This window comes from Polycyclovorans algicola TG408, from assembly GCF_000711245.1.
Classification (GTDB): domain Bacteria; phylum Pseudomonadota; class Gammaproteobacteria; order Nevskiales; family Nevskiaceae; genus Polycyclovorans; species Polycyclovorans algicola.
In genome coordinates this window covers 1,616,341-1,641,144 of sequence record NZ_JOMH01000001.1, presented here as the reverse complement: position 1 = coordinate 1,641,144, position 24,804 = coordinate 1,616,341, and the positions used below count along the sequence as shown (strand labels likewise).

General features: G+C 65.6%; 25 protein-coding genes. 16 read left to right on the top strand and 9 right to left on the bottom strand.

Annotation, left to right across the window (positions count from 1 at the left end; all coding sequences use genetic code 11):
* Window positions 1-31 precede the first annotated feature (31 nt).
* The 5 genes from U741_RS0107925 to U741_RS0107905 all read left to right on the top strand — a co-directional run bounded on the left by U741_RS0107925 (window position 32) and on the right by U741_RS0107905 (window position 2,629).
* Window positions 32-481, top strand: a complete 450-nt coding sequence (locus tag U741_RS0107925) for a PaaI family thioesterase (protein ID WP_029889941.1) — start codon at window positions 32-34, stop codon at window positions 479-481.
* 85 nt (window positions 482-566) lie between these two features.
* Entirely contained in the window at window positions 567-1,040 is a 474-nt protein-coding gene (locus U741_RS0107920) for an EF-hand domain-containing protein (protein WP_029889940.1), read from the top strand.
* A gap of 60 nt (window positions 1,041-1,100) precedes the next feature.
* Window positions 1,101-1,664: a sigma-70 family RNA polymerase sigma factor gene (locus tag U741_RS0107915; protein ID WP_161776158.1), complete on the top strand. Its 564-nt coding sequence runs from the start codon at window positions 1,101-1,103 to the stop codon at window positions 1,662-1,664.
* Window positions 1,661-2,077 carry a hypothetical protein gene (locus U741_RS0107910; RefSeq protein WP_029889938.1) on the top strand — a complete coding sequence of 139 codons (417 nt, stop codon included), beginning with the start codon at window positions 1,661-1,663 and terminating at the stop codon, window positions 2,075-2,077. The genes U741_RS0107915 and U741_RS0107910 overlap by 4 nt, the downstream gene beginning before the upstream one ends.
* 30 nt (window positions 2,078-2,107) lie before the next feature.
* Window positions 2,108-2,629 carry a periplasmic heavy metal sensor gene (locus U741_RS0107905; RefSeq protein WP_029889937.1) on the top strand — a complete coding sequence of 174 codons (522 nt, stop codon included), beginning with the start codon at window positions 2,108-2,110 and terminating at the stop codon, window positions 2,627-2,629.
* On the opposite strand, the gene U741_RS0107900 is transcribed toward U741_RS0107905, so the two are convergent.
* From U741_RS0107900 to gatC, 6 genes are all read right to left on the bottom strand, one after another.
* On the bottom strand, window positions 2,591-3,058 hold the full coding sequence (locus U741_RS0107900; RefSeq protein WP_029889936.1) for an SET domain-containing protein-lysine N-methyltransferase: 468 nt from the start codon (window positions 3,056-3,058) through the stop codon (window positions 2,591-2,593). The two genes, U741_RS0107905 and U741_RS0107900, sit on opposite strands and share 39 nt — an antisense overlap.
* Window positions 3,055-3,468 carry an SET domain-containing protein gene (locus tag U741_RS0107895; RefSeq protein WP_052378615.1) on the bottom strand — a complete coding sequence of 138 codons (414 nt, stop codon included), beginning with the start codon at window positions 3,466-3,468 and terminating at the stop codon, window positions 3,055-3,057. The genes U741_RS0107900 and U741_RS0107895 overlap by 4 nt, the downstream gene beginning before the upstream one ends.
* A gap of 68 nt (window positions 3,469-3,536) precedes the next feature.
* Window positions 3,537-4,400, bottom strand: a complete 864-nt coding sequence (gene hslO, locus U741_RS0107890) for an Hsp33 family molecular chaperone HslO (protein ID WP_052378614.1) — start codon at window positions 4,398-4,400, stop codon at window positions 3,537-3,539.
* The gene (gene gatB, locus U741_RS0107885) at window positions 4,397-5,842 is read right to left on the bottom strand and encodes an Asp-tRNA(Asn)/Glu-tRNA(Gln) amidotransferase subunit GatB (RefSeq protein ID WP_029889933.1); all 1,446 of its coding nucleotides are present in this window, start codon (window positions 5,840-5,842) and stop codon (window positions 4,397-4,399) included. The genes hslO and gatB overlap by 4 nt, the downstream gene beginning before the upstream one ends.
* Complete coding sequence (gene gatA / locus U741_RS0107880; protein ID WP_029889932.1) at window positions 5,842-7,299, bottom strand: Asp-tRNA(Asn)/Glu-tRNA(Gln) amidotransferase subunit GatA; 1,458 nt, start codon at window positions 7,297-7,299, stop codon at window positions 5,842-5,844. The genes gatB and gatA overlap by 1 nt, the downstream gene beginning before the upstream one ends.
* A gap of 85 nt (window positions 7,300-7,384) precedes the next feature.
* Window positions 7,385-7,672: an Asp-tRNA(Asn)/Glu-tRNA(Gln) amidotransferase subunit GatC gene (gene gatC, locus U741_RS0107875; protein WP_029889931.1), complete on the bottom strand. Its 288-nt coding sequence runs from the start codon at window positions 7,670-7,672 to the stop codon at window positions 7,385-7,387.
* A 147-nt stretch (window positions 7,673-7,819) separates the two neighbouring features.
* Here gatC and U741_RS0107870 point away from each other — a divergent pair, with 147 nt between their 5' ends.
* The 8 genes from U741_RS0107870 to U741_RS0107835 all read left to right on the top strand — a co-directional run bounded on the left by U741_RS0107870 (window position 7,820) and on the right by U741_RS0107835 (window position 16,439).
* Complete coding sequence (locus U741_RS0107870; protein ID WP_029889930.1) at window positions 7,820-8,857, top strand: rod shape-determining protein; 1,038 nt, start codon at window positions 7,820-7,822, stop codon at window positions 8,855-8,857.
* Window positions 8,858-8,925: 68 nt separating this feature from the next.
* Window positions 8,926-9,924 carry a rod shape-determining protein MreC gene (gene mreC, locus U741_RS0107865; RefSeq protein ID WP_052378613.1) on the top strand — a complete coding sequence of 333 codons (999 nt, stop codon included), beginning with the start codon at window positions 8,926-8,928 and terminating at the stop codon, window positions 9,922-9,924.
* Window positions 9,921-10,406, top strand: a complete 486-nt coding sequence (mreD, locus tag U741_RS0107860) for a rod shape-determining protein MreD (RefSeq protein ID WP_052378612.1) — start codon at window positions 9,921-9,923, stop codon at window positions 10,404-10,406. Before mreC ends, mreD begins: the two co-directional genes overlap by 4 nt.
* A gap of 29 nt (window positions 10,407-10,435) precedes the next feature.
* On the top strand, window positions 10,436-12,361 hold the full coding sequence (mrdA, locus tag U741_RS0107855) for a penicillin-binding protein 2 (RefSeq protein WP_084154740.1): 1,926 nt from the start codon (window positions 10,436-10,438) through the stop codon (window positions 12,359-12,361).
* On the top strand, window positions 12,361-13,488 hold the full coding sequence (gene rodA, locus U741_RS0107850; RefSeq protein ID WP_029889926.1) for a rod shape-determining protein RodA: 1,128 nt from the start codon (window positions 12,361-12,363) through the stop codon (window positions 13,486-13,488). The genes mrdA and rodA overlap by 1 nt, the downstream gene beginning before the upstream one ends.
* 2 nt (window positions 13,489-13,490) lie before the next feature.
* Complete coding sequence (locus U741_RS0107845) at window positions 13,491-14,495, top strand: lytic murein transglycosylase (RefSeq protein WP_152551538.1); 1,005 nt, start codon at window positions 13,491-13,493, stop codon at window positions 14,493-14,495.
* Window positions 14,496-14,680: 185 nt separating this feature from the next.
* Window positions 14,681-15,517, top strand: a complete 837-nt coding sequence (locus U741_RS19885) for a septal ring lytic transglycosylase RlpA family protein (RefSeq protein WP_052378611.1) — start codon at window positions 14,681-14,683, stop codon at window positions 15,515-15,517.
* A gap of 16 nt (window positions 15,518-15,533) precedes the next feature.
* On the top strand, window positions 15,534-16,439 hold the full coding sequence (locus U741_RS0107835; RefSeq protein ID WP_029889923.1) for a PaaI family thioesterase: 906 nt from the start codon (window positions 15,534-15,536) through the stop codon (window positions 16,437-16,439).
* Between the two features lie 9 nt (window positions 16,440-16,448).
* On the opposite strand, the gene U741_RS0107830 is transcribed toward U741_RS0107835, so the two are convergent.
* A complete protein-coding gene (locus U741_RS0107830; protein WP_029889922.1) occupies window positions 16,449-17,282 on the bottom strand; it encodes a class I SAM-dependent methyltransferase in 834 nt (277 codons plus the stop codon).
* 90 nt (window positions 17,283-17,372) lie between these two features.
* Here U741_RS0107830 and U741_RS0107825 point away from each other — a divergent pair, with 90 nt between their 5' ends.
* Both U741_RS0107825 and U741_RS0107820 read left to right on the top strand, forming a co-directional pair.
* Window positions 17,373-17,600: an RNA-binding S4 domain-containing protein gene (locus U741_RS0107825; protein ID WP_029889921.1), complete on the top strand. Its 228-nt coding sequence runs from the start codon at window positions 17,373-17,375 to the stop codon at window positions 17,598-17,600.
* Window positions 17,597-18,121, top strand: coding sequence for a YgjP-like metallopeptidase domain-containing protein (locus U741_RS0107820; protein WP_029889920.1), 525 nt, complete (start codon window positions 17,597-17,599; stop codon window positions 18,119-18,121). Before U741_RS0107825 ends, U741_RS0107820 begins: the two co-directional genes overlap by 4 nt.
* Before the next feature lie 52 nt (window positions 18,122-18,173).
* Here U741_RS0107820 and U741_RS0107815 read toward each other — a convergent pair whose 3' ends face one another.
* Window positions 18,174-18,644, bottom strand: coding sequence for a DUF3237 domain-containing protein (locus tag U741_RS0107815; protein WP_052378610.1), 471 nt, complete (start codon window positions 18,642-18,644; stop codon window positions 18,174-18,176).
* Window positions 18,645-18,831: 187 nt separating this feature from the next.
* Between U741_RS0107815 and U741_RS0107810 the strand changes: the two genes are divergently transcribed.
* Complete coding sequence (locus U741_RS0107810; RefSeq protein ID WP_029889918.1) at window positions 18,832-19,899, top strand: zinc-binding metallopeptidase family protein; 1,068 nt, start codon at window positions 18,832-18,834, stop codon at window positions 19,897-19,899.
* A gap of 28 nt (window positions 19,900-19,927) precedes the next feature.
* Here the strand turns inward: U741_RS0107810 and U741_RS0107805 are convergent, their stop codons facing one another.
* Window positions 19,928-24,649: an NAD-glutamate dehydrogenase gene (locus U741_RS0107805; protein WP_161776156.1), complete on the bottom strand. Its 4,722-nt coding sequence runs from the start codon at window positions 24,647-24,649 to the stop codon at window positions 19,928-19,930.
* Window positions 24,650-24,804 lie beyond the last annotated feature (155 nt).

Sequence of the window (24,804 nt, the reverse complement as noted above, 5' to 3'; positions counted from 1 at the left end):
TCAGGCCCCCAGTACGCGAGACACGGCAACCATGGATGCACAACCGGCCATACGCCTTTTGGAGTCGGGCATTGCCTTCGTCGAGCGCAGCGGCCTCAAGGTCGAAGTGCTGGAGCGTGGCCGCGTGGTCTGCCGCATGCCGTTTGCCGGCAACGCCAACCACATTGGTACGATGTACGCTGGCGCGCTGTTCACCTGTGCCGAGATTCCCGGCGGCGCGCTGTTTCTGTCGAGCTTTGACCCGGCCCAGTGCTTCCCCGTCGTCAAGTCGCTGGACCTGAGGTTTCTCAAGCCCGCCACCAGCGACGTGCGCGTCGACATTCGCCTCAATGAGCCGGAAATCGCCCGCATTGACGCCGACCTTGCGGCACACGGCAAAGCCGAATTCGTGCTCGAAGGCGACCTCACCGATGCGCAGGGCGTGGTGGTGGCCCACTCCCGCGGCGTTTATCAGTTACGCGCCATCGGCCCGAAAAAATAATCGCCAGCGCGCGCAGGGTTTGCCGGGCACGCCGTGTATCACCGGGGAAGGCGCTGCATGTTGCACGCCAAGGAGCCCCATCATCATGAACCTGAAAACCCCCTCCCTCACCCTGATCTCATCCCTTGCCGCCGGTCTGCTCATGGCCGCCAGCGTCCATGCCGGCGACGGCCACAAAGGCAAGAAATACGGCGATGGCGATCGCCCCACCAGCATCAGCCGTGACGCGTTCGTCGAGAAAAGCGGCGCCCGCTTCGACAAGGTCGACGCCGACGGCGACGGCGTCATCACCGAAGCGGAAGTGGATGCCGCCATGGGCGAAAAATCCAAGCGCTGGGCCCACATGGGCAAGCACTACTTCAGCAAGATGGACGTCAACGACGAGGGTCAGGTCAGCCGTGACATGGCCGTGAATCTGGCAGCCGCACAGTTCGACAAGATGGACAGCGACGGCAACAGCGAACTCAGCCGTGACGAAATGAAGGCCCACCGCGCCGAGATGAAGGCCAAGTACGCAGAGAAGCGTGCCGCCAAGCGCGACGCTGGCGACGAAAGCTGATCGATATGGCGCCACCGCCATCAGGCCACCGTCGTCCGCACAATGGATGATGAGGACTTGATGGCGGCAACCGCCCAGGGTGACGCGCAAGCGTTCTCCGGGCTGGTTGACCGCCACGCGGACCGCATCATGGCCTTCGCCTTTCAAGTGCTCGGCTCGCACAGCGAGGCCGAAGATGTTGCCCAGGACGTGTTCGTCACGCTCTGGCAAAAAGCCGGTGACTGGCGGCCCGACCGGGGTCGGCTCAGCACCTGGTTGTTCCAGATCACCCGCAATGCCGCACTCAGCTACCGGCAGCGCACCCGCAGCCGTGAACACCACTGGCACGACGAACCGCCCGACCTTGCCAGCGACCTGGCCGGCCCCGAGCAGCAGGCCATGGCCGAAGACGAACAGCGCGCCGTTGATCAGGCCATCGCCGCCCTGCCAGAACAACAACGCAGCGCACTGCTGTTGGTCGTACGTGAAGGATTGAGCAACCGCGACGCCGCTGCGGCGCTGGACTGCTCACTCAAGGCGCTGGAGGCCCTGCTGGTCCGGGCCCGACGACAACTGCGCGCCACGCTGCAAAATCCCGCTTCGCAACCCTTACCGCAGACCGTTCCACAGGACGAACGCCGATGATGACCCCCGACACCTTTCAGCAATCTCTTGACCTGTGGGGCAGCCGGCTCGACGACTGGCCCAAGGCCGAAAGCCAAGCCGCCCGCAGCCTGCTGGCAGAAAGCGCGCAGGCCCGCGCGGCGCTGGCCGACGCTGAGCGGCTGACGCTTGCGTTGCAGCGCACCATGCCGCAGCCGGCCAGCGACGCGCTGAAGTTGCGGCTCAAACGCATCCCCGCGCACTACGCCCATCCCGGCCGGGCCGCAGCGGCGACCCCCACGCCACGCTGGACGCCCAACTGGTGGTGGGGCGGTGGCGCGGCGGTGGCCAGTGGCAGCGTCATGGCGCTGGGTTTCATGGCCGGATTCACCGGCCTGATCAGCCTCGATGGCAGCCTCGTCGACTGGGCCGCGCTGGCCTACGGCAGCCTGTGACGATTCATTGACCTTTATGCGAGTGTGCCCATGACCCGCTACCCGAAACACTTCATTGCCCTGGCGGTCATTGCCGCCGTGTCGATCACGATCAACCTGTTGGTGCTGGGCAGCCTGGCGGGCGAAAGGGCCGGGCACTCACGCCACATGGAACGCGGCCTGATGCGCCAGATGATCGGCAGCGTACCGCCCGAGGTTCGGCCACTGCTGCGCGATGAACTGCGCGAACGGCGCGACGACCTGCGCGGCAACTTCCGCGCCATGCGCGAGGCGCGGCGCGAGGTGTCCACCGCGCTGGGCGCAGAGCCTTTTAGCGACGCCGCGCTGCGCGATGCCCTCGCCGCGCTACGCCTGCAAACCGACACCGCGCAGGCGCTGATTCATGCGGCCATGGCCGATACCGCCGACGTGCTCACAGCCGAACGGCGCCTGGCCTGGGCCGAGCGCCAGTGGCGACGGAGACGGCTGCCCAGCGAAGACATGGTGGAGGCGCAGCGCGCCGGCGAGGACGCGTCAGTCGAGGCGGAACAGGCCCGCCAGCCCGGAGGTTGAGCGCGCCAGGCTCTCGCGCCACGGCCAGCCCCGAATGGCCCGGCCGGTTTCGGCGCAGGCGAACCCGGGGTCTTCGCCATCACCCAGCAGCAAACGGTAGTCGACGGTCAGTTCGGTACCGGCCGGCAGGTCATCAAGCGCAAAGATAAAGCCCAGATGCCAGAGCCCGTTGGGCTGAAAGCTGTGGTTGACGAAGCACTCGTCAGTCCATTCCGGTGTGATCGAGAACCACGACTCGAACCAGCGCACGCTGGCCTGCACTTCGAGGCTGTCGGCCGGATATTCGCGCAGCTTGGCCTCGGGCCACACGGTGTGCAGGTTGTCGGGGGCGATCATCACCGCACCGCGCGGCACCGCGGCGGTGAGCCGCAAACCCTTGCCGGCGCCGGGTATGCGCGAGGCCACCACTTCATAAGGCACGACGATCACGCCGCCACGCCGGTCGGCACGGGGATGAAGGCGTAGTCGCCCGGTTCGCTGAAGCTGCGGTAGTCGCAGGTGATCTCGTCGCCGGCGTTGATGGCCCGGACAGCGACGTAAGCATCGAGCGCTTCGTCCCAAATCGCGTTGGGATCGTCGGTGTGGTTGAAGAAGCGTGCGTCGTCGGCGCAGTAGTACCAGGCATCGCTGAGCCGGTGTTCACCTTTGCCGCGATAGCAGTATTTGATGAACTCCGTGCGCACGGCCGTGGGCATGGCATCGAGCTCGGCGTCGTCCAGGATCAGCACGAAGCGCGCGTTGTAGCGATAGATGACCGTGCCGGGCGCGATGTCGGCGCCCGCCATCAAACCGGCGCCAGCAATGCCGCTGGGACCGACAAAGTGTGCGACCTGCATCATGGTGCCGCGCCTCCCGCGAGGTGAACAAGCTCGTCAATCGACCGGCAATGCGGCGCCGGGGCACTCCATCAATGCCGGGTCGCGCGCACGTCGGCGGCGGCATCGGCGGCGAACAGCTCGACCACATCGGCGCCGGTGTAACGATAGCCGCGTCCGCAAAACTCGCAGTTGACGGCCACCTCGCCCTGCTCGGCGATGACGGAGTCCACCTCGTCGCGGCCCAGGCCCAGCAACATGGCGCCAATCTGCTGGGTTGAGCAGCGACAGACCAGCTCGATCGGACGCGGCTCGAACACCCGCACCTCGTCCTCGGCAAAAATGCGGTTCAGCAGCTCAGCGCCGTGCCATTGCTGCAGATCGTCGGGCGTTACGGTGCGCATCAGCGCGTAGACATGTTCCCAGTTGGCGTCGACCGCGCCCTCGCGCTCGGGCAGGCGCTGCACCAGCAATCCGGCCAGCTTGCCGTCGCGGGCCGACAAACGAATCAGGGTCTGCAGCTGTTCGGAGCGGCTGAAATAGATCTGCAGCGCTTCGGAGAGCGCCAACCCGACCACTTCGACCATGGCCTGATAGCGCTCGCCTTCGCCCTCGGGCTCGATCATCGCCGCCAGCAGGCCGCCCCGCATCAGCGCCTGGAAATCGCCTTCGGCGTCGGGTGCGTGCTTGGCCATGCCGCGCAATCGCAACTGTTCGTCGATCTGGGTCACCAACAGCTTGACCGGGCCTTCGCCCTGAAATTGCAGGTTGAAGCGACCCGGCTGGGTCATGTCGGCGGCCAGCAGCGGCGCGGCAGCCAGCGCCTCGCCGAGCTGGGTGGCCACGTCGGGCGGGTAGTCGCGCCAGCCGAACATGGCGTCGAGGTTCTCGGTGATCTCCACCCAGTAACCGCGCGCACCACGACCTGGAATCAGAAACGGCAGCAACTGGTTCATTCGCCCGCCAGTGCCGTCTTCAGCAGGCGGTTGACCGCATCCGGATTGGCCTTGCCCTGGCTGACCTTCATCACCTGTCCGACAAAGAAGCCGAACAGTTTGTCCTTGCCTTCGCGGTACTGCGCAAGCTGGCCGGGGTTGGCGTCCATCACCTGCCGGATGACCGCCAAGATCGCGCCGTCATCGGTGATCTGCTTGAGGCCCTTCTTGTCGATAATGGTGTCGGCGTCGCCCTCGCCTTCAAACATCGCCTCGAAGACGTCCTTGGCCATCTTGCCCGACAGGGTGTTGTCGGCGATGCGTTTCATCAGGCCGGCCATCATGGTCGCGGTGATGGTGCTGCCGGCGATGCCCTGCCCGGCCTTGTTCAGCCCGCCCAGCAGGTCGGTGATGATCCAGTTCGCGCAGAGCTTGGCGTCGGCGCCCGAGTCCTTGACCACGGTCTCGTAATAGTCCGCCAGCGGCCCTTCGCCGGTGAGCACCGTAGCGTCGTACACCGGCAGGCCGTACTGGGCGACAAAGCGATCACGCTTGGCCTCGGGCAGTTCCGGCAGGGTGGCGCGGATGCGCTCGATCTCTTCGTCGGTGACGATTACCGGCAACAGGTCGGGGTCGGGGAAATACCGATAGTCGTTGGCATCTTCCTTGACGCGCATGCTGCGGGTTTCACCGGTGCCGGGGTTGTAGAGCCGGGTTTCCTGGATGATTTTGCCGCCGCCTTCAATCACTTCGATCTGCCGCTCGATCTCGAACTCGATGGCGGCGTGCACGTAGCGGAATGAGTTGATGTTCTTGGTTTCGGTGCGCGTGCCGAACTTTTCGGCGCCTTTGCGGCGCACCGAGACGTTGGCGTCGCAGCGGAATGAGCCTTCCTGCATGTTGCCGTCGCAAACCCCCAGATAGACGACGATCTGGTGGATTTTCTTCAGGTAGGCCACGGCCTCGTCGGCCGAGCGGATGTCAGGCTCGGAGACGATTTCGATCAGCGGCGTGCCGGCACGATTCAGGTCGATGCCGGTCTCACCGACAAAGTTTTCGTGTAGCGATTTGCCGGCGTCCTCTTCCATGTGCGCGCGGGTGATGCCGATGCGCTTGGTGACGCCATCCACCTCAATATCCAACTTGCCGTGCTCAACGATCGGCAGCTCGTACTGCGAGATCTGATAGCCCTTGGGCAGGTCGGGGTAAAAATAATGCTTGCGCGCGAACACGCAGCGGCGCGCGATCTGTGCGTCCACCGACAGGCCGAACTTGATGGCCATTTCAAGCGCCGCACCATTGAGCACCGGCAACACGCCGGGCATGCCCAGGGTGACGGCATCGGCTTGCGTGTTGGGCGGCGCCCCATAAGCGGTGTTGGCGCCGGAGAAGATCTTGGTCTTGGTCGCGAGCTGGCAATGCACTTCCAGCCCGATCACCACTTCCCAATCCTGACGTGCCATTAGTTGAACCCCTTCGGCATCTGCGTGTGCCAGGCGGTGGCCTGTTGATACTGGTGCGCCACGCTCAACAGTCGCGCCTCACTGAAATAGTTGCCCATCAGCTGCATGCCGACGGGCAGGCCGTCGGAGAAGCCCGCCGGCAGGCTCATCGCCGGAATGCCCGCGAGGTTGGCGGCGATGGTGTAGATGTCATTGAGATACATCGCCACCGGGTCGTCGGTTTTCTCGCCGAAGCGGAACGCCACATCGGTGGTGGTGGGCGCGAGGATCAGGTCGACTTGCTCGAAGGCTTGGGTGAAGTCCTGCGAGATCAAGCGCCGCACTTTCTGCGCCTGCAGATAGTAGGCGTCGTAATAGCCGTGACTGAGCACGTAGGTGCCGATCATGATGCGCCGCTGCACCTCGGCGCCGAAGCCCTCACCGCGTGACTTTTTATATAACTCTTCGAGATTCTTCACGCTTTCGGCACGATGACCGAAGCGCACGCCGTCGTAGCGCGACAGGTTGGAGCTGGCCTCGGCCGGGGCGACCACGTAATAGGTGGGCACCGACAGCGGCGCGCTGGGCAGCGTCACCGGCACCATGGTCGCGCCAAGGCTTTCCAAGGTCTTGATGGCGGCATCGACCGCAATCCGCACGCCGGGCGACATGCCGTCGCCGAAAAACTCTTCCGGCAGGCCGATGCGCAGTCCCTTGACCGGCTGCGACAAGCCGCTGACCAGGTCATCGACCGGCCGCTCGGCACTGGTGGAGTCCAGCGGGTCGAAGCCGCTCATCGCCTGCAGCACATGCGCCGCGTCTTCGGCCGAGCGCGCCACCACGCCGCCCTGATCAAGGCTGGAGGCGAAGGCGATCATCCCGAAGCGTGAGACACGGCCATACGTCGGCTTGATGCCGGTCAGGTTGGTGAGTGCGGCGGGCTGACGGATCGAGCCGCCGGTGTCGGTGGCGGTCGCCACCGGTGCCAGCCCTGCCGCGACGGCTGCGACGCTGCCACCCGACGAACCGCCCGGTACGCGCTCGAGGTCCCAGGGGTTCTTGACCGGGCCGTACCACGAGGTCTCGTTGGACGAACCCATCGCGAACTCATCCATGTTGGCCTTGCCGAGCATCACCATGCCTGCCTCGGCGTGCAGCTTTTTCACCACCGTGGCGTCGTAAGGCGCGACAAAACGATCAAGCATGCGGCTGGCGCAACTGGTCCGCACCCCTTCGGTACAGAACAGATCCTTTTGAATGAGGGGAATGCCGGTCAGCGTCGTGGCGTTGCCCTGTGCCAGGCGCCTGTCGGCGGCATCGGCCTGGGCCAGCGCCTGCTCGGCGGTGACGGTGATCAGGCTGTTGAGTTGGGGGTCCAGCCGCGCGATGCGGGCCAGGAAGTGCTGGGTCAACTCGCGCGCGCTGAACTGCTTGCGGTGCAAGCCGTCCGACATCGCCTTGAGGGAAAGGGTGTGCATGGGGACTCGTGAGGCTTAAAGATTGAGGGGTAAGGGGCCCAAGCGCCGAGTGAGGGATCACGCCTCACACCTGACGTCTCACGCGTTATTCGATGACCCGCGGCACCCGATAAAGGCCGTCTTGCACCGCTGGCGCGTGGGCCTGGTAGGTGTCGCGACGGTCGGGCTCGGTGACCACGTCGGGGCGCAGGCGCTGGTGCATGTCCAAGGGGTGGGCCATGGGCAACACCCCCTCGGTGCGGGCGGCCGATAACTGCCCCACCATGTCGAAAATCCGGCTCAGTTGCTGGCTGTAGGTCTGCACCCGATCGGGGGCAAGGTCCAGCCGCGCAAGGTGCGCGACCTGTTGAATCTGGTCTGGCGTTAGGGTCATGGCAGTGGCGTCGTGAAAGCGGCGTGGCGCAGCGGACTTTCGTCTATGATGACTGAGCCGCGCCATTGTATGCTGCGCGATGCTCACCCGGGCGCTGAACCCTTCGATGCCCGCCCCTCTCCACACTCCAAGACACTCACGCTCTCGATGATCGACGCCGTCCGTCGCCTGTTCGTCAATGATCTTTCCATTGACCTCGGCACCGCAAACACCCTTATCTATGTACGCGATGAGGGCATCGTCCTGAACGAGCCGTCGGTGGTGGCCATCCGGCTCGACGCCAAGGGCAGCAAGAAGATCGAGGCCGTGGGCATCGACGCCAAGCAGATGCTGGGTCGCACCCCGACCAACATCTCCACCATCCGACCGATGCGTGATGGCGTGATCGCTGACTACACCGTCACCGAAAAAATGCTGCAGTACTTCATCCGCAAGGTGCAAAAGGGCCGACTGATGCGCCCCATCACCCGCGTGGTGGTTTGCGTGCCCTACGGCAGCACCCAGGTCGAGCGTCGCGCCATTCGCGAATCGGTCGAAAATGCCGGCGCGCGCCGGGTTTATGTCATTGAAGAACCCATCGCCGCGGCACTGGGCGCCGGCATTCCGGTCGGTGAAGCCCGCGGCTCGATGGTGGTCGACATCGGCGGCGGCACCTCCGAGGTCGCGGTCATCTCCCTCAACGGCATCGTCTATGCCGAAAGCGTGCGCATCGGCGGCGACAAGTTCGACGAAGCCATCGTGTCCTACGTGCGCCGCCAATACAACATGCTGATTGGCGAGGCCACCGCCGAGCGCATCAAGCAGGAAATTGGCACCGCCTTCCCGGGCCATGAGGTGACCGAGATCGACGTCGTCGGCCGCCACCTTGCCGCGGGTGTGCCGCGCAACTTCACCATGAACTCGAACGAAATTCTGGATGCGCTGCAAGAGCCGCTGGCCGGCATCGTCAAGGCCGTCAAGCAGGCGCTGGAACGCACCCCGCCAGAACTGGGCTCCGACGTCGCCGAACGCGGCATCGTGCTCACCGGCGGCGGTGCCCTGCTGCGCGATCTGGACAAGCTGATCAGCGAAGAAACCGGCCTGCCGGTGATCATTGCCGAAGACCCGCTGACCTGCGTCGCCCGCGGCGGTGGCATGGTGCTCAACATGCTCGATCGCCAGGGTGACTTCTACAGCTTCGACTAAGGTACGGCGCGCGATGGGCCTGCACGCGTCTCCAGCCACTGCCGCCGCGCCCGACGCCCGCCGCCGCCATGCACGGTAACTACGTCGACCCCGATTCCGGACAGATCCGCGTCGGCGGTCTGGGCTTGCCAACGCTGCTGCTGATGTTGGTGTCGATGAGCCTGGTCTTCACCGATCACCAAGGCGATCACCTGCTCAGCGTGCGCGAGGCCCTGGCCACGGCGCTGTCGCCGCTGGTCTGGGTGGCACAAACACCGGTCCGCGCCGGCTTGGTCGCCGAGCGCCTGCAAAGTCGCGAGTCGCTGGAGCAGGAGAACCAGGCGCTACAAACCACCCTGCTGCAACTGCAGGCGCGCCTGCAGCGGCTGGAGTCCATCGAAGCTGAAAACCAGCGCTTGCGTGAGCTTTTGGCGTCCAGCGAAGCGCTGGACGAGAAGGTGCTGATCGCCGAGATCATCGACATCAACCAGGACCCCTATCGCCACCAGATCACCCTCAACAAGGGCCGTCGCGACGGCGTCTACCGGGGCCAGGCGCTGATTGACGCCTACGGCGTGCTCGGTCAGGTGCTTGAGGTCTCGCAGCGGCACGCGCGGGCCATCCTCATTACCGACCCGGATCACGGCATCCCGGTCGAGATCAACCGTACCGGACTGCAGACCATCGCCGTCGGCAGCGGTGACGGCGCAGGGCTGCGACTGCCCTTCCTGCCGACCAATGTCGACATCCGCGAGGGCGACCTGTTGGTGTCGTCACCGCTGGGCGGCCGGTTTCCGCCGGGTTATCCCGTCGGCCGCATTCACAGCCTGCGCAACACGCCGGGGGCGCATTTTCTTGAAGCCCGCGCCCACCCCAGTGCCCAATTAAACCAGGGCCGACAGGCGCTGCTGGTGTGGGCCGAGAGCCTTGACAGCATTGAGGCCGAGGAGGCCGCGATGAGTGCGCCCGCAGGCGCGGGGGACGCGGCGGAGAATCCTGAGGAGACCCTCCTGCCCTCACCGTTGCCCAGCGGCGAGCCCAGCCCTGCCCCGAGCCCGAGCCCGAGCCAAAGCGAGGTTCGGCCGTGAAGAACGGACGCGCGGGCTTCTTGCTGTTGCTGGTCAGTGTCACGGTGGCGGTGATGCTGCAATTGTTGGTGCTGCCGGAATGGATGCGCTCATCGCGCCCTTACTGGCTCCCGCTGGTGCTGTCGTACTGGGCCCTAACCCAGCCGGGCGGGACCTTGCTGCTGGTCAGCGCGATTGCCGGCCTTGGGCTGGATGTCGCCTTTGGTACGGCACTGGGCCAGCACGCCCTGGCCAACGTCGTGCTGGTTTATCTCATCGCCCGTCTGCGAACCCTGTTCGTGCTGCTCGACACCTGGCAGGTGATGTTCGCGTTGGCGCCGCTGTGGGCCCTGTACGTGTTCATCCTGTTCTGGCTTGACGGCCTGACCAACCGCAGTGCCGACCCGACGCTACGCTGGATGCCCATCATTGCAACCACCTTGATCTGGCCGGCGATCTACGGCCTGCTGAAAGGCTTGCAGCGCACCAAAAGGGAGGATTAAGTGCCCGGTCCCCGGGGCACACTCTGACCATGCCGCGTCGTGAATCCCTCAAAAATCTGCAGCGCGAGAAGAACCTGTTTGCCGGCCGCATCGTGGTCGGCGCCATCATCTGCGTACTGATGTCGGGCGGGCTGTTGTTTCGACTGTCCGAATTACAGATTCAGGGCCACGACTACTACACCACCCGCGCCAACGACAACCGCCTGCGGGTGGTGCCCGTGCCGCCGGTGCGCGGCCTGATCTACGACCGCAGTGGCGTGGTGCTGGCTGAGAATCGTCCAGCCTTCGGTCTGGAAATCACCCCGGAACAGGTCGATGACATGCCGGCGCTGCTGGCGCAGATCGGCGGGCTGGTCCCGCTCACCGAGTCCGACATTCAACGCTTCAATGACCGCGTCGCCCGCACGCCCCGGTATCGCGGCGTGCCGCTGCGCACCCACCTGAGCATGGAAGAGGTGGCGCTGCTCGAGGTCAACCGTCACGACCTGCGCGGTGCCGAGGTCACGGCCGGCTTGACCCGCAACTACCCCATGTCGATCGAGGGCGCGCACGTGGTCGGCTATGTCGGCGGCATCACCGAGGCCGACCTGCAGCGCATTGACACCGACAGCTACCAGGGCCTGGGGCAAATCGGCAAAGCCGGCCTTGAACGCTTTTACGAAGACCGCCTGCGCGGCACGCCGGGCGCCCGCATCATCGAGGCCAACGCCTTCGGTCGACCGCTGCGCGAGATCGAACACCGCCCCGGCCAGGCGGGGCAGAACTTGCATCTGACCCTCGACGCCGAGGTGCAAGCGGTCGCTCAGGCGGCCCTGGGTGAGCTCAACGGCGCGGTGGTCGCCATCGACCCGCGCAGCGGTGAAATCATCGCCCTGGTCAGCAAACCCGGCTACGAACCCCACCATTTTGTCGAAGGCATCGACGCGGCCAGCTACCGCACCCTGCTGGAAGACCGGAACCGGCCGCTGTTCAACCGCGCCCTTCAGGGCCAATACCCGCCGGGCTCGACCATCAAGCCGGCCATGGCCGTCGCGGGACTCGAACACACCGTGGTCGATCCCGAACACCGCGAATTCTGCCCCGGCTCGATGCAACTGCCCGGCTCCATCCGACAATTCCGCTGCTGGCGTCGCCGCGGACACGGCTGGATGGACATGGTGTCGGGTGTCATGCAGAGCTGCGACATCTACTTTTATCAACTCGCGCTCAATCTCGGCATCGACCTGATGCACGACTCGATGCAGCAGTTCGGTCTGGGCAACGTCACTGGCATCGACCTGCCGCTGGAAAGCGCCGGTCTGATGCCGTCACGCGCCTGGAAGCGGCGCACCCGCGGCGAGTCGTGGTACCCGGGCGAGACGCTGATCGTCGGCATCGGTCAGGGCTACACCTTGGCCACACCGTTGCAGATGGCCCACATGACCGCCCGCCTGGCGATGCGCGGTGAAGGGTTTCCACCGCACCTGCTGCGCGAGACGGTCGACCCGGTCACCCAACAGCGGGTCACGCTCAGCCCGGCGGCGCTGCCGCCGATCACCCTGCGCAACCCCGAGCACTGGTCGGCGGTCATTCAGGCGATGGTCGACACCGCCCACAAACCCGGCGGCACTGCGCTGCGGATCGGCCAGAATGCGCCCTACCTGATCGCGGCCAAAACCGGGACTGCGCAGGTGGCCTCACTCTCACAGGAAGACAAAGTGGCGCGGACCCTGGAAGACACCCCGGTGAGGCTTCGCGACCACGCACTGCTGGTGGCCTTTGCCCCAGCCGACAACCCGCAGATTGCCGTGGCGGTGCTGGCCGAACACGCCGGCAGCGGCAGTGCGGTGGCGGCGCCGGTGGCGCGCAAGGTGATGGACCAGTACCTGCTCGGTGAGGTGCAGTACGAATCGCCACCGCCGGTGATCGCGCCCTACACCGGCGAACTGCGCAACGCCAGCGGGGTTGTGCCCTGATGGCCTTGATTGACGTCGGCGGTCAACGCGGCAATCCCACTCTCTCGGACTGGTTCGAGCGCTGGCACATCGATTCGTGGCTGTTGTCGCTGCTGCTGATCCTCAGCGGCTTTGGCATGTTGATGCTGTATTCGGCTTCGGGTCACGACTTTGGCGCCGTCGGCGCTCAGGCACGGCGGCTGGGCCTTGGCTTTGTGCTGATGATTGTCGTTGCCCAGGCACCCCCGGAGTGGTACCGCAGCGGCGCCGGCTGGCTCTACGGCGGCACCGTGCTGATGCTGGTGCTGGTGCTGGTGCTGGGGGACTCGGCGAAAGGCGCGCAGCGCTGGCTCGACCTGGGCGTCATCCGTTTCCAGCCTTCCGAGCTGATGAAGCTGGCGATGCCGCTGGCCATTGCCGCCTATCTGCACCAGCGCACCCTGCCGCCGCAGCTCGGCAGCATGGCGGTGACCCTGATCCTGATCGCCGTACCCACCGGACTGGTGATGGTGCAGCCCGACCTTGGCACCAGCCTGCTGGTGGTTGCGGCCGGCGGCTTCGCGCTGTTCTTCGCCGGTCTGCGCTGGCGCTGGATCGTTGGCGCCGTGGCCCTGGTCGCTGCCGCCGCGCCACTGCTGTGGCTGCGCCTGCACGACTACCAGCGTGGCCGCATCCTCACCCTGTTCGATCCCGAGCGCGATCCGCTTGGCGCGGGCTATCACATCACCCAGTCGAAAATCGCCATCGGCTCTGGCGGCGGCTTTGGCAAGGGCTGGCTGGAGGGCACCCAGGCCAAGCTCGATTTTCTGCCCGAGGCCAACACCGATTTCATCTTCGCCGTCATTGCCGAAGAGCTGGGACTGATCGGCGTGGTTTTGCTGCTGCTGATTTATCTCGCCATCGTCGCGCGCGGGCTGATCATCGCGCTGCGGGCGCAAGACACCTTTCAGCGCCTGCTCGCCGCCGCATTGACGCTCAAGTTCTTCGTGTATGTTTTCATCAACATCGGCATGGTCATTGGCCTGCTGCCCGTGGTTGGCGTGCCGCTGCCGCTGGTCAGCTACGGCGGCACCTCGGCGGTCAGCCTGCTGGTCGGCTTCGGCATGCTGATGTCGATCCAAACCAATCGCAAACTACTGGCAAATTGAACGTGCAAATCGGCCCGCTGCTTCTCGGATTCACCTGTCTGGCACTTGCACCACTGGCCACGGCCCAGTACGCCGACCATGTCGACGCCGACAAGGTGTACCAATCGCTGCAAGATGACCACGGCTTCTCGGCCGAACAACTGGCGTGGGCGCGCGCGGCGCTGGCCGACGCCAAGAAGTTGCCGCAATTGATCCAGCAGGAACAGACCGCCCCGGAACGCACCGAGACCTGGACCCGCTACGCGCGGCGTATCGACACGCCGCGCATTCGCGACGGCGCCGCCCTGCTGCGCAGCCACGCCCGGGCGCTGGCCGATGTCGAGCATGAATACGGCGTGCCCCCGTCGGTGGTCGCGGCCGTGCTCGGCATCGAAACCCGTTACGGCAACATCACCGGTAATGTGCGGGTACTCGACGCACTGGCGACACAGGGGCTCGATCACCCCACACGCACGCCGTTCTTCCGCAGCGAATTGGTCGCCTTTCTGGTGCTCGCCGACGAAAAGGGCTGGGACCCCCGCGAAGCCAAGGGTTCTTACGCTGGCGCGATGGGCGCTGCCCAATTCATGCCCAGCAACTACCGGCGTCTGGCAGTCGACTTCGACCGCGACGGCGACACCGACCTGTGGCAGATGCCCGATGCCATCGGCTCGATCGGTCGTTATTTCGTCGACTACCGCCCCGCGCTGGCATGGCGCCGCGGCGAACCGCTGCTGGTGCGCGCCACGGCCAGCCGCCCCTTGCCGGACGATTTGCCGGTCAACCAGCGCCAGCCGGACCTCACCTTTGCCGAGCTTGCTGATCTGGGCATCACCCCCAGCGTGGCCTTGCCGGATGACTTTCCGGTCGGCATTCTCAGCTTGCCGCTCGACGACGGCAGTGACGAAATCTGGATTGCGCTGCACAACTTTTACGCCGTGATGACCTACAACCCCCGCGTCTTTTACGCCATGGCGGTGGCCCAACTGGCCGCCGAGATCACTGAAGAGGCCTACCCGGCGCCATGACCGGGGGCTCAAAAAAGCCGCTCAGACGCCGCCGGATGTCCGTCGTTGCCGGGTCGAGACTGTCTGTCGTCGGCCTCCTGCTGACCCTCACCGCCTGCAGTTGGCAAGACACGCGCACCCCCCCGCGGTCAGGGTCAGAGTCTGGGCCCGAACCGACGGTGGTGCGGCCCAAACGTCCGAATGCAGTGCGTCATGAGCCCCCGGCCTCGTCACGCGGTCGCTACTCCCTTGCGCAGGACATCGGCCCCGAAGACCACGAGGTACCGGCCGATATCATGATGGTTCCCGACGCCATTCCTGTTCACGAGCCCCCTTCGCGAGGCGGCAACGGGCCGGAGTACACGGTCTTTGGCGAAACCTATCGGGTCAAGGACAAGCCGCACGGCTATCGCGAGGAGGGCGGAGCCTCGTGGTACGGCAAGAAATTTCACGGTCACTTGACGGCCAACGGCGAGACCTACGACATGTTCGCCATGACCGGGGCGCACAAAACCCTGCCGATTCCCAGCTATGTCCGCGTCACCCACCTCGAAAACGACACGTCGGTGGTCGTTCGCATCAACGATCGCGGTCCGTTCCATGAGGGCCGTATCATCGACCTGTCGTACGCCGCCGCCGCCAGACTGGGCATGCTGAGAGAGGGTTCGGCCAAGGTGCGGGTCGAAGCCGTGGTGCCTGACGCGTCGGCCACTGCGGTCGCCCAGGCACCGCCGGCCCCGACGCCCACCATTCGCGCCTCGATGTCGGCACCCCCTGACGATACCCCGGTGCTCAGTGCCAACGGCACACCGGCGGGCTACTGGCAGGCGGGCGCGTTTACCCTGAACGCCAATGCCCAGGCGCTGTACGACTCGCTGATGCGCACCGCCATCAGGCCGGTGTCGATACACGCGCTTTTGCGCGGCGAGCAGCGCTGGCACCGCGTCGTGGTCGGGCCTTTTGGCAGCCGTGCCGACGGCGAAGCCGCGCGCCAGCAACTGGTCGCAAGCGGCCTGAACCCGCAATGGGTCGTCACCCGTTGAACGGCACCTGCCTGGCATGAGCCCTCTGCTGACGCTGACACCCGCGCAACGCGAACGTTTCCTGATCCGTGCGGTGCCCCTTCACTGCCAGCTCGGCATGCGGTCGGTCAGCTGCAGCGAAGGCGGCATGCGCATCGACCTGCCATGGTCCGAGGCTCTGGCCGCCAGTGCCGAAAGCGGCCTTCATCCCGGTGCCATCGCCACCCTGATCGACGCACTCAGCGGCTCGGTGGTGTTGACGCGCATGCACGACTTTCGCCGCTCGGCAACCCTTGATCTGCGCCTCGACTTCGTGCGCCCGGCGGTGCGCGGAGAACCCGTGGTCGGTGAGGCCGAAGTGCTGCACATCGATGGCAACCTCGCCTTCACCCGTGCGGTGGCACACCACGGCAACGTCACCGAGCCGGTGGCGGTGTCCAGCGGCTGCTTCGCGGTGTTCAAGGGGCATGGCGGCAACCCGCTGGCCGAGCTCGAGGAGCCCTTGCCGACTTTCGTCCCCTGGCAGCCAACACCTGTCAACGGCGGGGCCAGCCCGCTGCAACGCATCTTTGATGCCGTGCCCTATTCGCGATTGATGGGCTTTGAGGCGGGCCTCGACCAGGGCAGCGTCACCGGCCGTCAGCGCTATGGCGCACACCTGATCGGCAATCCGGTGATGCGCTCGTTGCACGGCGGCGGCATCGCCAGCCTGCTCCAGCTCACCGCCGCCGCACAGCTCATGGCCCGGAGCGGCGCATCAACTTTGCCGCGGCTGTTCAACCTCAATCTGGAGTTTCTGCGCCAGTCCGCCCCCGCCGACGCTTATGCCCGCGCCGAGGTGATGTCGCTCACGCGGCGCTTCGCCAACCTGCGGGTCACGGCCTACCAGGACGATCCGCAGCAGCCCATCGCCATGGCCACCGTGCAGTTTGTCCTAGTCTAAGTCTCGGCCTCAGACCCGTCGCACCGCCAGCACTCCATCACCGTTGAAGCCGGTGGTGAAGCCCGCGCGCTGCAGGCGCGTGGCCACTTCGTTGGGCACGTCGCGGCGGCTGGTCAGCTTGTTGGGCGCGCCGGTGTAGTGAAACAGGCGACCACGCGGCCGAAGCACCCGTGCCAACTGGTCATAAAAGGCTTGTGAATACAGCTCGCCGGCAATGCCAAAGCGCGGCGGGTCATGCAGCACCGCGTCAACCGAGCGCTCAGCCAGGCTGGTGATCCGTTCGACCACATCGGCATGCGTCAGGCTCAGCGCGTCGTCGTCCGACACCGGCGACCACGGATTGAGACCGCGCAACCAGATCACGTCGGCATTTTTTTCGAACGAGATCACCTGGCGCGCGCCGCCGTCCAGACACCATGCAGCGAAGTAGCCCAGCCCGCCGCAGGTGTCGAGCACCAGTTTGCCGCGCGGCGCGATCAGCCCCACTTTGCGCCCTGCATCGGCATACGGCGATACCTTCGCGGTGGGCAGCATCTTGATGCCGTCGATCTCAAACGTGGGCGCGCCCCAATCAGTCGGCACCAGCTTGATCAAGCCGTCGGTGAAGCGCGAGACGGCCGCGAAGCGATCATCGGCCCAGTGATAGATCGTGCGGTCCTTACAGTCGGTCATGAAGGGGAATGACTGCCCCCGCAATTGCCACGCCGATTCAGACACTGTCACCTCGGTCTGACTACGGTCCAGGTCCAGCGAACAACGCAAGCGCTCAACGCCGCCGTCACGCGCCGCCAGCAGCGCGGCGTGCACCGGCAGGGTCAGCAGGGGTCCGATACGGTCATTCATGGGGCGCAGATGGTACCTGCGGCTGCGGCGGGTCATCGATCATCGCGTTAGGGCGGGTTACGCTGTCGGCTTATTCGCCCGCGAGAATCCATGGCTGACGTCACGTTCACCCTTGAAGCCGAATCCGTCGAGGTCAATCAACTGCTGAAACTCGTCGGTCTCTGCGACAGCGGAGGCGCCGGCAAGGCCTTGGTGGCCGAGGGCCGCGTCAGTGTCGACGGCCAGCCCGAAAGCCGCAAAACCGCGAAGATTCGCGCGGGACAAATCGTCAGGTGCCAAGCAATGTGCATCCGTGTGATCGCCGCACCCACCTCGTGAGCGATCTCGATCCGGTGTTGCGGCGCTATGTCGGTCACTACCCTGCCAACACCCAGGCGCAGGTGCGTGCGCTGGTGCTGGAAGGGCGCCTTGACCGCTATCTGGCCGACAAATATCCGGCGCAACACGACATCCAGACCGATGCCGCGCTCTACGACTACACGCAGTCGCTGAAGCAGCAATACCTGAAAAGCGCGCCGCCGCTGCACAAGGTTCAGTGGCAGGCCAAGCTCGATGTGATGCACAACGTGCTCGGCCTGCACACCGCCATCTCACGGGTGCAGGGCGCCAAGCTCAAAGCCAAAGCCGAGATCCGTATCGCCGGCCTGTTCAAAACCGCCGCGCCGGCATTTCTGGAAATGGTCGTCGCCCACGAGCTGGCCCACCTGCGCGAGCGCGAGCACAACAAGGCGTTCTACCAACTGTGCCGCCACATCCAGCCGAGTTACCACCAGGTCGAGTTTGACTTGCGATTGTTGTTGCTCAGCCGCAGCCTCGCATCAACCGCACCGGGCAGCTGAATTAGGGCCATAACCCACTCGGCCGCAGCGATGCGCCAATTGTTAACAGGCCCTAACTGACGCGGTAAACCTTGTACTCGACGGTGCCGCCCTTGAGCAGCCGGCCCGCACCGACGAACAGGGTGTGATTGACCCAGGCGTATCGGGGGTCGCCGCATTCAAGTCGCGGCGAGGTGCGGAAGTAGGCATCGGCGAACTGCGTGGCGGCGCCGCTCTGCAAGGCACCGCCCACGGTCTCATTCATTTCCAGAAAGCCGTGGTAGTGGATGTAAATGAACGCCCCGTCGTGGGTTTCAATCTGCCCGCGCACGTCGACGCGACCAAATCCATCGTTGCCCACCAACAGCCAGTCGGCGCCGGAAAGAAAGGTCCCTCGCAAGCGTTCGCCCGTCACGGTGCCAGGGCCGGCCGGGAACACCATCCGCACACCAACCGGTGTCGGACCGATCTCCAGCGGCGGTGACAGCTGCGAGGTAAACGAGAACTCGTGAATCAGGTTTGCGGCTTCGCCAGACACGGACATAAAGACTCCTCTCTCATGCACTCAGGGTTATGTAAACGGCGTCGACCGGTTGCCCCACGCGCTACCTGAGGCCGTCGCGCCAATTTGAGACGAGTATAGCCAGGTCAGATTGACCGCCTCAGCCCTCCGTCAGCGCACGTCCGGTCGACGCGTGGTAAACGAGTTACACACCCTTGAGTTGAGTGTGATGAAAGTTTTCCATTGCGACCATTGCCAGCACACCGTCTTCTTCGAAAACGTCCGTTGCCTGAGCTGCGGCCACACCCTGGCGTATCTGCCTGACATCAGCGACATGACGGCGCTAGCCCCCGAGGGCGACGGTCGCTGGCGTTCGCTGGCGCCGGCGTGCAACGGTCGGCATTACCGACTGTGTGACAACTACGCCGGGCCCGGCGTCTGCAATTGGGCGCTGCCGGTTGACGCGCCGCACACGCTTTGCCCGGCTTGCCGCCTGACCCGGGTCCTGCCCAACCTGAAGCAGCCAGGCAACCTCGAAGCGTGGCGCAAGCTCGAGGTGGCCAAGCGGCGGCTGGTGCACAACCTGGTGGCGCTGAATCTGCCGCTGCGAAGCCACCTCGACGACGCCCAAACCGGGCTGGCCTTCGACTTTCTCAGTGACGACGGTCACACGCCCGACGGTGGTGCCGTGCTTACCGGCCATCAAGACGGCCTGATCACCATCAACATCGCCGAAGCCGACGACCTTGAGCGTGAGCGCCGACGCCTCGCCATGCACGAGCCTTATCGCACGGTGCTTGGTCATTTTCGCCATGAAGTCGGCCACTATTACTGGGACTTGTTCAAGGTCGACACGGCGTGGCTGGGCGCGTTTCGCCAACGCTTCGGTGACGAGCGCCAGGACTACGCCGCCGCACTGCAGCGTCATTACGACCAGGGACCGGTCGCCGACTGGGCCCTCCAGTACGTCACCAGCTATGCCAGCACCCATCCGTGGGAAGACTGGGCCGAGACTTGGGCCCACTACCTGCACATGACCGATTCGCTTGACACGGCCGCCGCCTGCGGCTTCTCGCTGCGCCCCAGCCGGTCCGACGAGCCCTCCATGGCCGTGCCGCGCGGCGATGCGATCACCCGCCGGCCCTTCGATCTGCTCATTGAAGACTGGCTGGCGCTGATCTACGCACTCAACAATCTCAACCGCAGCATGGGCCTCGCCGATGGATATCCCTTCGTGCTTGCCGCGCCCGCGATCGACAAGCTGCGCTTCGTGCACGAGACCGTGCTCCAGCGCTGACCCACACGCCGCACGGCTCGGGCAGACGTCAAGTGACCGAACCAGCCAGTCGCGTCAGGGCCCTTGCGGCAATGCCCAAACGGATGAACGGATCAGCCTCGTCACCGCGCAGCAGGGCCAGGCGCTCGTCGACGGCAGCGATGGCGTCGGCGTGGCGGGTTTCCCAGGCGTCCAGATTCGACTCGTCCAACACGCTCAGGGTCAGGTCACGCTGAACCGCGAACAGGTCCTCGCGCAGTTCGACCCTCGCCAGCGCCGGCCAGCGGCCACCCACCTTGAGGCTGGTCAACGCAGCATGCAGGCCGGGCATGTCGAAACGGTTGCCGACCTCGAAATACCGGTTCGCCACTTTGGCAGGCGGCGCGTCCCGCGAGGCCTTGATGGCGACCAGATCGGTGAGCACGCCCAGGTACCGCGTCTTGGCCAGCGCTTCAGCGACGGCCTTCTCATGACCCTCGTGGCGTAATGCCGCGACCGCCGCGCCGTGGTCTTCGGCGTAGCGGCTGGGCAACTGCGCGGCGAAGTCATCCTGCCGCAGCCGCCGGGCAAACACCGCGTGGCGCTGCACCTCGTCGGCAAGCACCGTCGGCGGCCCTTCGCGGCGTATCAGCAGGCTGCGGGTCAGATGTTTGAGCAGGCCGGTCACGCGCCGCTGGTAAGACTGGCGTAGCGCAAACTGGCCGACGCGTGGCGTGTCCAGCCAGGCCCATTCATCGGTCACATTGACCAGCCGCGTCGCCACCGCCCAGGCGTGGACGACCTGCGCGCGGCTTGTGCCGATTTCGGTTGCCAGCCGGTGCGCAAAAGGCGCGCCCATGCGGTTACAAACGCTGTTGGTGAGAATCGTGGCAATGATCTCGCGACGCAGGCCATGTTCGGTCAGCGCCTTGCGGTAGCGCTTGACCAACTGCGGCGGAAAGTAGGCCAACAGATCGTCGGTAAAGGCCGGGTCATCGGGCACATCGCTGGCCACCAGATCATCGAACAGCGCGATCTTGGTGTGCGCCAGCACCACGGCGAGCTCGGGCGCCGTCAGGCCCTGACCGGCACGCCGCCGGCTCTGCAGGGTTTCATCGTCGGGCAGGCCGTCGACCACGCGATCAAGGTCGCCGCCCTGCTCCAACGCCCGCAACAGGTTCACGTGCTCGTCACCGCGCTCGGCCTGTTCGGCCACGGCAAAGCTCAGCGCCGAGGACTGCACCAGGTTGTCGTGCACCACGGCGGCGGCCAAGGCGCCGGTCATCGACACCAGCAGCGGATCGCGCGTCTTGCGGGTCAGCCGGCCCTGCTGCATCAACTGGTTGAGCGGGATCTTGATGTTGACCTCGCGGTCCGAGCTGTGCACACCACCGGCGTTGTCGATGGCGTCGGTGAACACCCGCCCGCCGGCCAACGCAAATTCCACCCGGCCGGCCTGGGTCAGCCCGAGATTGCCGCCCTCGCCCACCACTTTGACGCGCAGATCGCCGCCGTTGACGCGCACCGCGTCGTTGGCGCGGTCGCCGACGTCACCGTGGCTCTCGTGCCGCGCTTTCACATAGGTGCCGATGCCGCCGTTCCAGAACAGGTCAACCGGCGCCTTCATGATCACCCGCATCAGTTCAAAAGGCGTCAGCCTCGCCGTGTCACAGCCCAGCGCGCGCTGCGCGGCGGCGCTGATGTCGATCTGTTTGCTGGCGCGCGAATAAATGCCGCCGCCCTTGGAGATCAGCGCAGCGTCGTAGTCGTTCCAGCTCGACCGCGCCAGCTTGAACAAGCGCTGGCGCTCGGCGAACGAGACTGCCGGGTCGGGATCGGGGTCGATGAAAATATCGCGGTGGTCGAAGGCGGCAATCAGCCGGATCTGCTTGGACAGCAACATGCCGTTGCCGAACACGTCACCGCTCATGTCGCCGACGCCCACCACGGTGAACGGCGTGGTCTGAATGTCGTGACCGGCCTCACGAAAGTGTCGCTTGACGCTTTCCCACGCGCCGCGCGCGGTGATGCCCATCTTCTTGTGGTCGTAGCCCTGACTGCCGCCAGAGGCAAACGCATCGCCCAGCCAGAAGTCGTAGGTCGCAGCCGTTTCATTGGCGAGGTCAGAGAAGCTGGCAGTGCCCTTGTCGGCGGCCACCACCAGATACGGATCGGGTTCGTCGCGGCAAATCACGCCCTTCGGTGGCACGATCTTTTCGCCCTTGCGGTTGTCGGTGAGGTCGAGCAAGCCGCCCAGAAAATCCACATAGGCGGCGCGACCGGCCTTGGCCCAGGCCTCGCGATCACCGCGATCCCCCTGCTTGACCACGAAGCCGCCCTTGGCCCCCACCGGCACGATGATGCTGTTCTTGACCTGCTGCGCCTTGACCAGCCCCAGCACTTCGGTGCGGTAGTCCTGCAATCGGTCGGACCAACGCAGGCCGCCGCGCGCCACCTTGCCGCCGCGCAGGTGCACCCCTTCCATCTGCGGGCTGTAGACGAAAATCTCGAACATGGGCAGCGGCTTGGGCAGCTCGCTGATCTGGGTCGGATCGAGCTTGATCGACAGCACCGGCTTGTTGAGCGCCACGTTGGTGCGCAGCGTCGCCCGCACCACCGAGCGCGCGGCGCGCAGCACTCGGTCGGTGTCCAGCGCCGGAATGGCATCCAGCGCCGCGTCGATGTCGGCACTCAGCGCGTTGGCATCGGCCTGGCGTTGCTCGGCGCTGCGGGTGGCATCGAACTGCGCCAGAAACAGCCGCACCAGCAGGCCGGCAACGTCAGGGTGCGCCACCAGCTGCTGCTCGATAAAGGCCTGCGAATACGGCAGGCCGGTCTGCACCAGGTAGCGAACCACGGTGCGCACAATCACCGTCTCACGCGCCGTCAGACCGGCGGCAAGGACCAGCGCATTGAGTGGGTCGTCTTCAATTTCACCGGCCAGCAGGGCGGCAAATGCGGCTTCCATACGCTGCTGCTGCTCGCTGGCGGATCCGGCGCAGCGACCGACCGGACGCACGTCGAAGGCATGAATCCAGGCCCTGTCCTGCGTCGTGGTTGCGGCCACGGCGGTCGGTGACTGGCCGGTCACGTACAGGCCAAAGTGTTCGAGCTTGGGCAGCACCTCCGACAGCGCCGCGGGCTGGCCGTGGCTGTAAAGCCGCAGATGGGTGAAGCACTGCTCGACCTCCGCCGCCGCCTTGTCGACCGGCAGGCGCATGATCATCAAGCGGGTGTCACCGAGTTGCGCCAGGGCATCAAGGTCGGCGATGGCGGTGTCGAGGTCGGTGCGCTCCTGATAGGCCATCGGCAGTGCCTCGGCATAGGTCTGCGCACGCTGCACCGACTCGGCGGTCTCGCCCAGCCGGGCGATCAGCCGCTCGGCCCAGGTTTGCGTCAAGGTCAACAGCCGTGCCTCCAACGCCTTGAGATTTTTGGGCATCGGCGGCGCCTGCGGCGTGGTCAGCCGCACGTAGATGACCGCGTGACGACCGCCGCGTGGGAATTCCACCCGGCGGTCAATATCGGTCGCGCCCAGTTCGGCCTGAAGGGCGTCGATCAGCCGATCACGCAGCACACGGCCGTACCGGTCACGCGGCAGGTAGAGCAGCGCCGAGAAGAAGCGTCCGTAGCGGTCACGGCGCATGAACAGCCGCAGTTGATGGCGGTCGCGCAGCGCCATCACGCCGGTACCCAAGGCGTACAGCTCGTCCTCGGACGACTGCCACAACTCGCTGCGCGGCAGCATCGCCAATGTGTCGCGCAGCGTGCGGCTGCCGTGCGAACCCTCGGCATAGCCCGCCCGGGCCAGCACCCGGCTGACCCGTTGTCGCAACAGCGGTATATGTCGCGGCCGCTCGATGTACACGTCCGTGGTGAACAGACCAATGAAACGCAGCGTGCCGATGATCTCGCCCTGGGCGTCGAGGCGCTTGACCGAGATCACGTCGAGCAATTCGTCGTGGTGCACGCGCGCGCGCAAGGTCGACTGGGTGACCACCACCAAGCGGCGCGAATCGGTGTAGCGGTCGAGCTCGCTGCGCTGGGCCATCAAATCGTCGGTGTGCGCCAGGCGTCGACCTGGGGCGGCAAGGCCAAGGCTGTTGCGCAGGTCGGGCTCGAAGCCTGCCGCGCGGTCGAGCCGCCGGGTCGGCTGCACGGCAAAAAAGGTGAAATGCCCCTCGACCAGCCAGTCGAGAAAGGTGGCGACCTCGGCAGCCTCTTCCCTGAGCGCACCCTGGGTGACGGCGCGACACGCGGTGGCGGCGTCGCGTGCGGCCTTGCACATCGGCTCAAAGTCGTCGACCAAGTGGCGCAGCTCGGCCAGCGCCTCAGCGACATCGTCGCGCAGGGCCTTCTCGGCGGCGGCATCGGCCGGTGCCCATTGCAGGTGAATCTGAATCAGCGATTCCAGCGCACCCTCGTCGCTGACCTTGAGGGTCTTGCCCTTGCGGTCGAGACGCAACTGCGGGTGAAAGGTGGCAATCACCTGGGCGCCGTGACGGCGCAGCGTCAGTTGCAACGTGTCGACCAGAAACGGCCGGTCGGGGCAGACGGTGAGCAGCCGGTACTCGCGCGGTCCGGGTCCGCTCAGCCACTCGATGCGGCCTTGTGGGGGTGGCGCCTTGGCGGCCAGTTTCTGGTGCGCCAGCGCCGCCTCAATGAGCCGCGGCGTGGCGAACAACCCCAGCACTTCGGTCGACGCCTGGCGGTAGTAGGCGGTCAACCAGTCGCGCTGCGATTTCGGCGCGTCGGCCCAGCGCGATGCTGCGTTCACGGTGGTTTGCGCCATGGTGAGATCTCCTTGTTCGGGTTTATGGTGCGCCTCGACCTCTCGCCAGCGCTGCGCCAATTCACCATAACCTGCACCGGCTGATCGGGTTGCGCGCTGCCATACTCGCCACTCGACAACCCACTCCATGGCAATGACAGACCGCGAGCACCCGT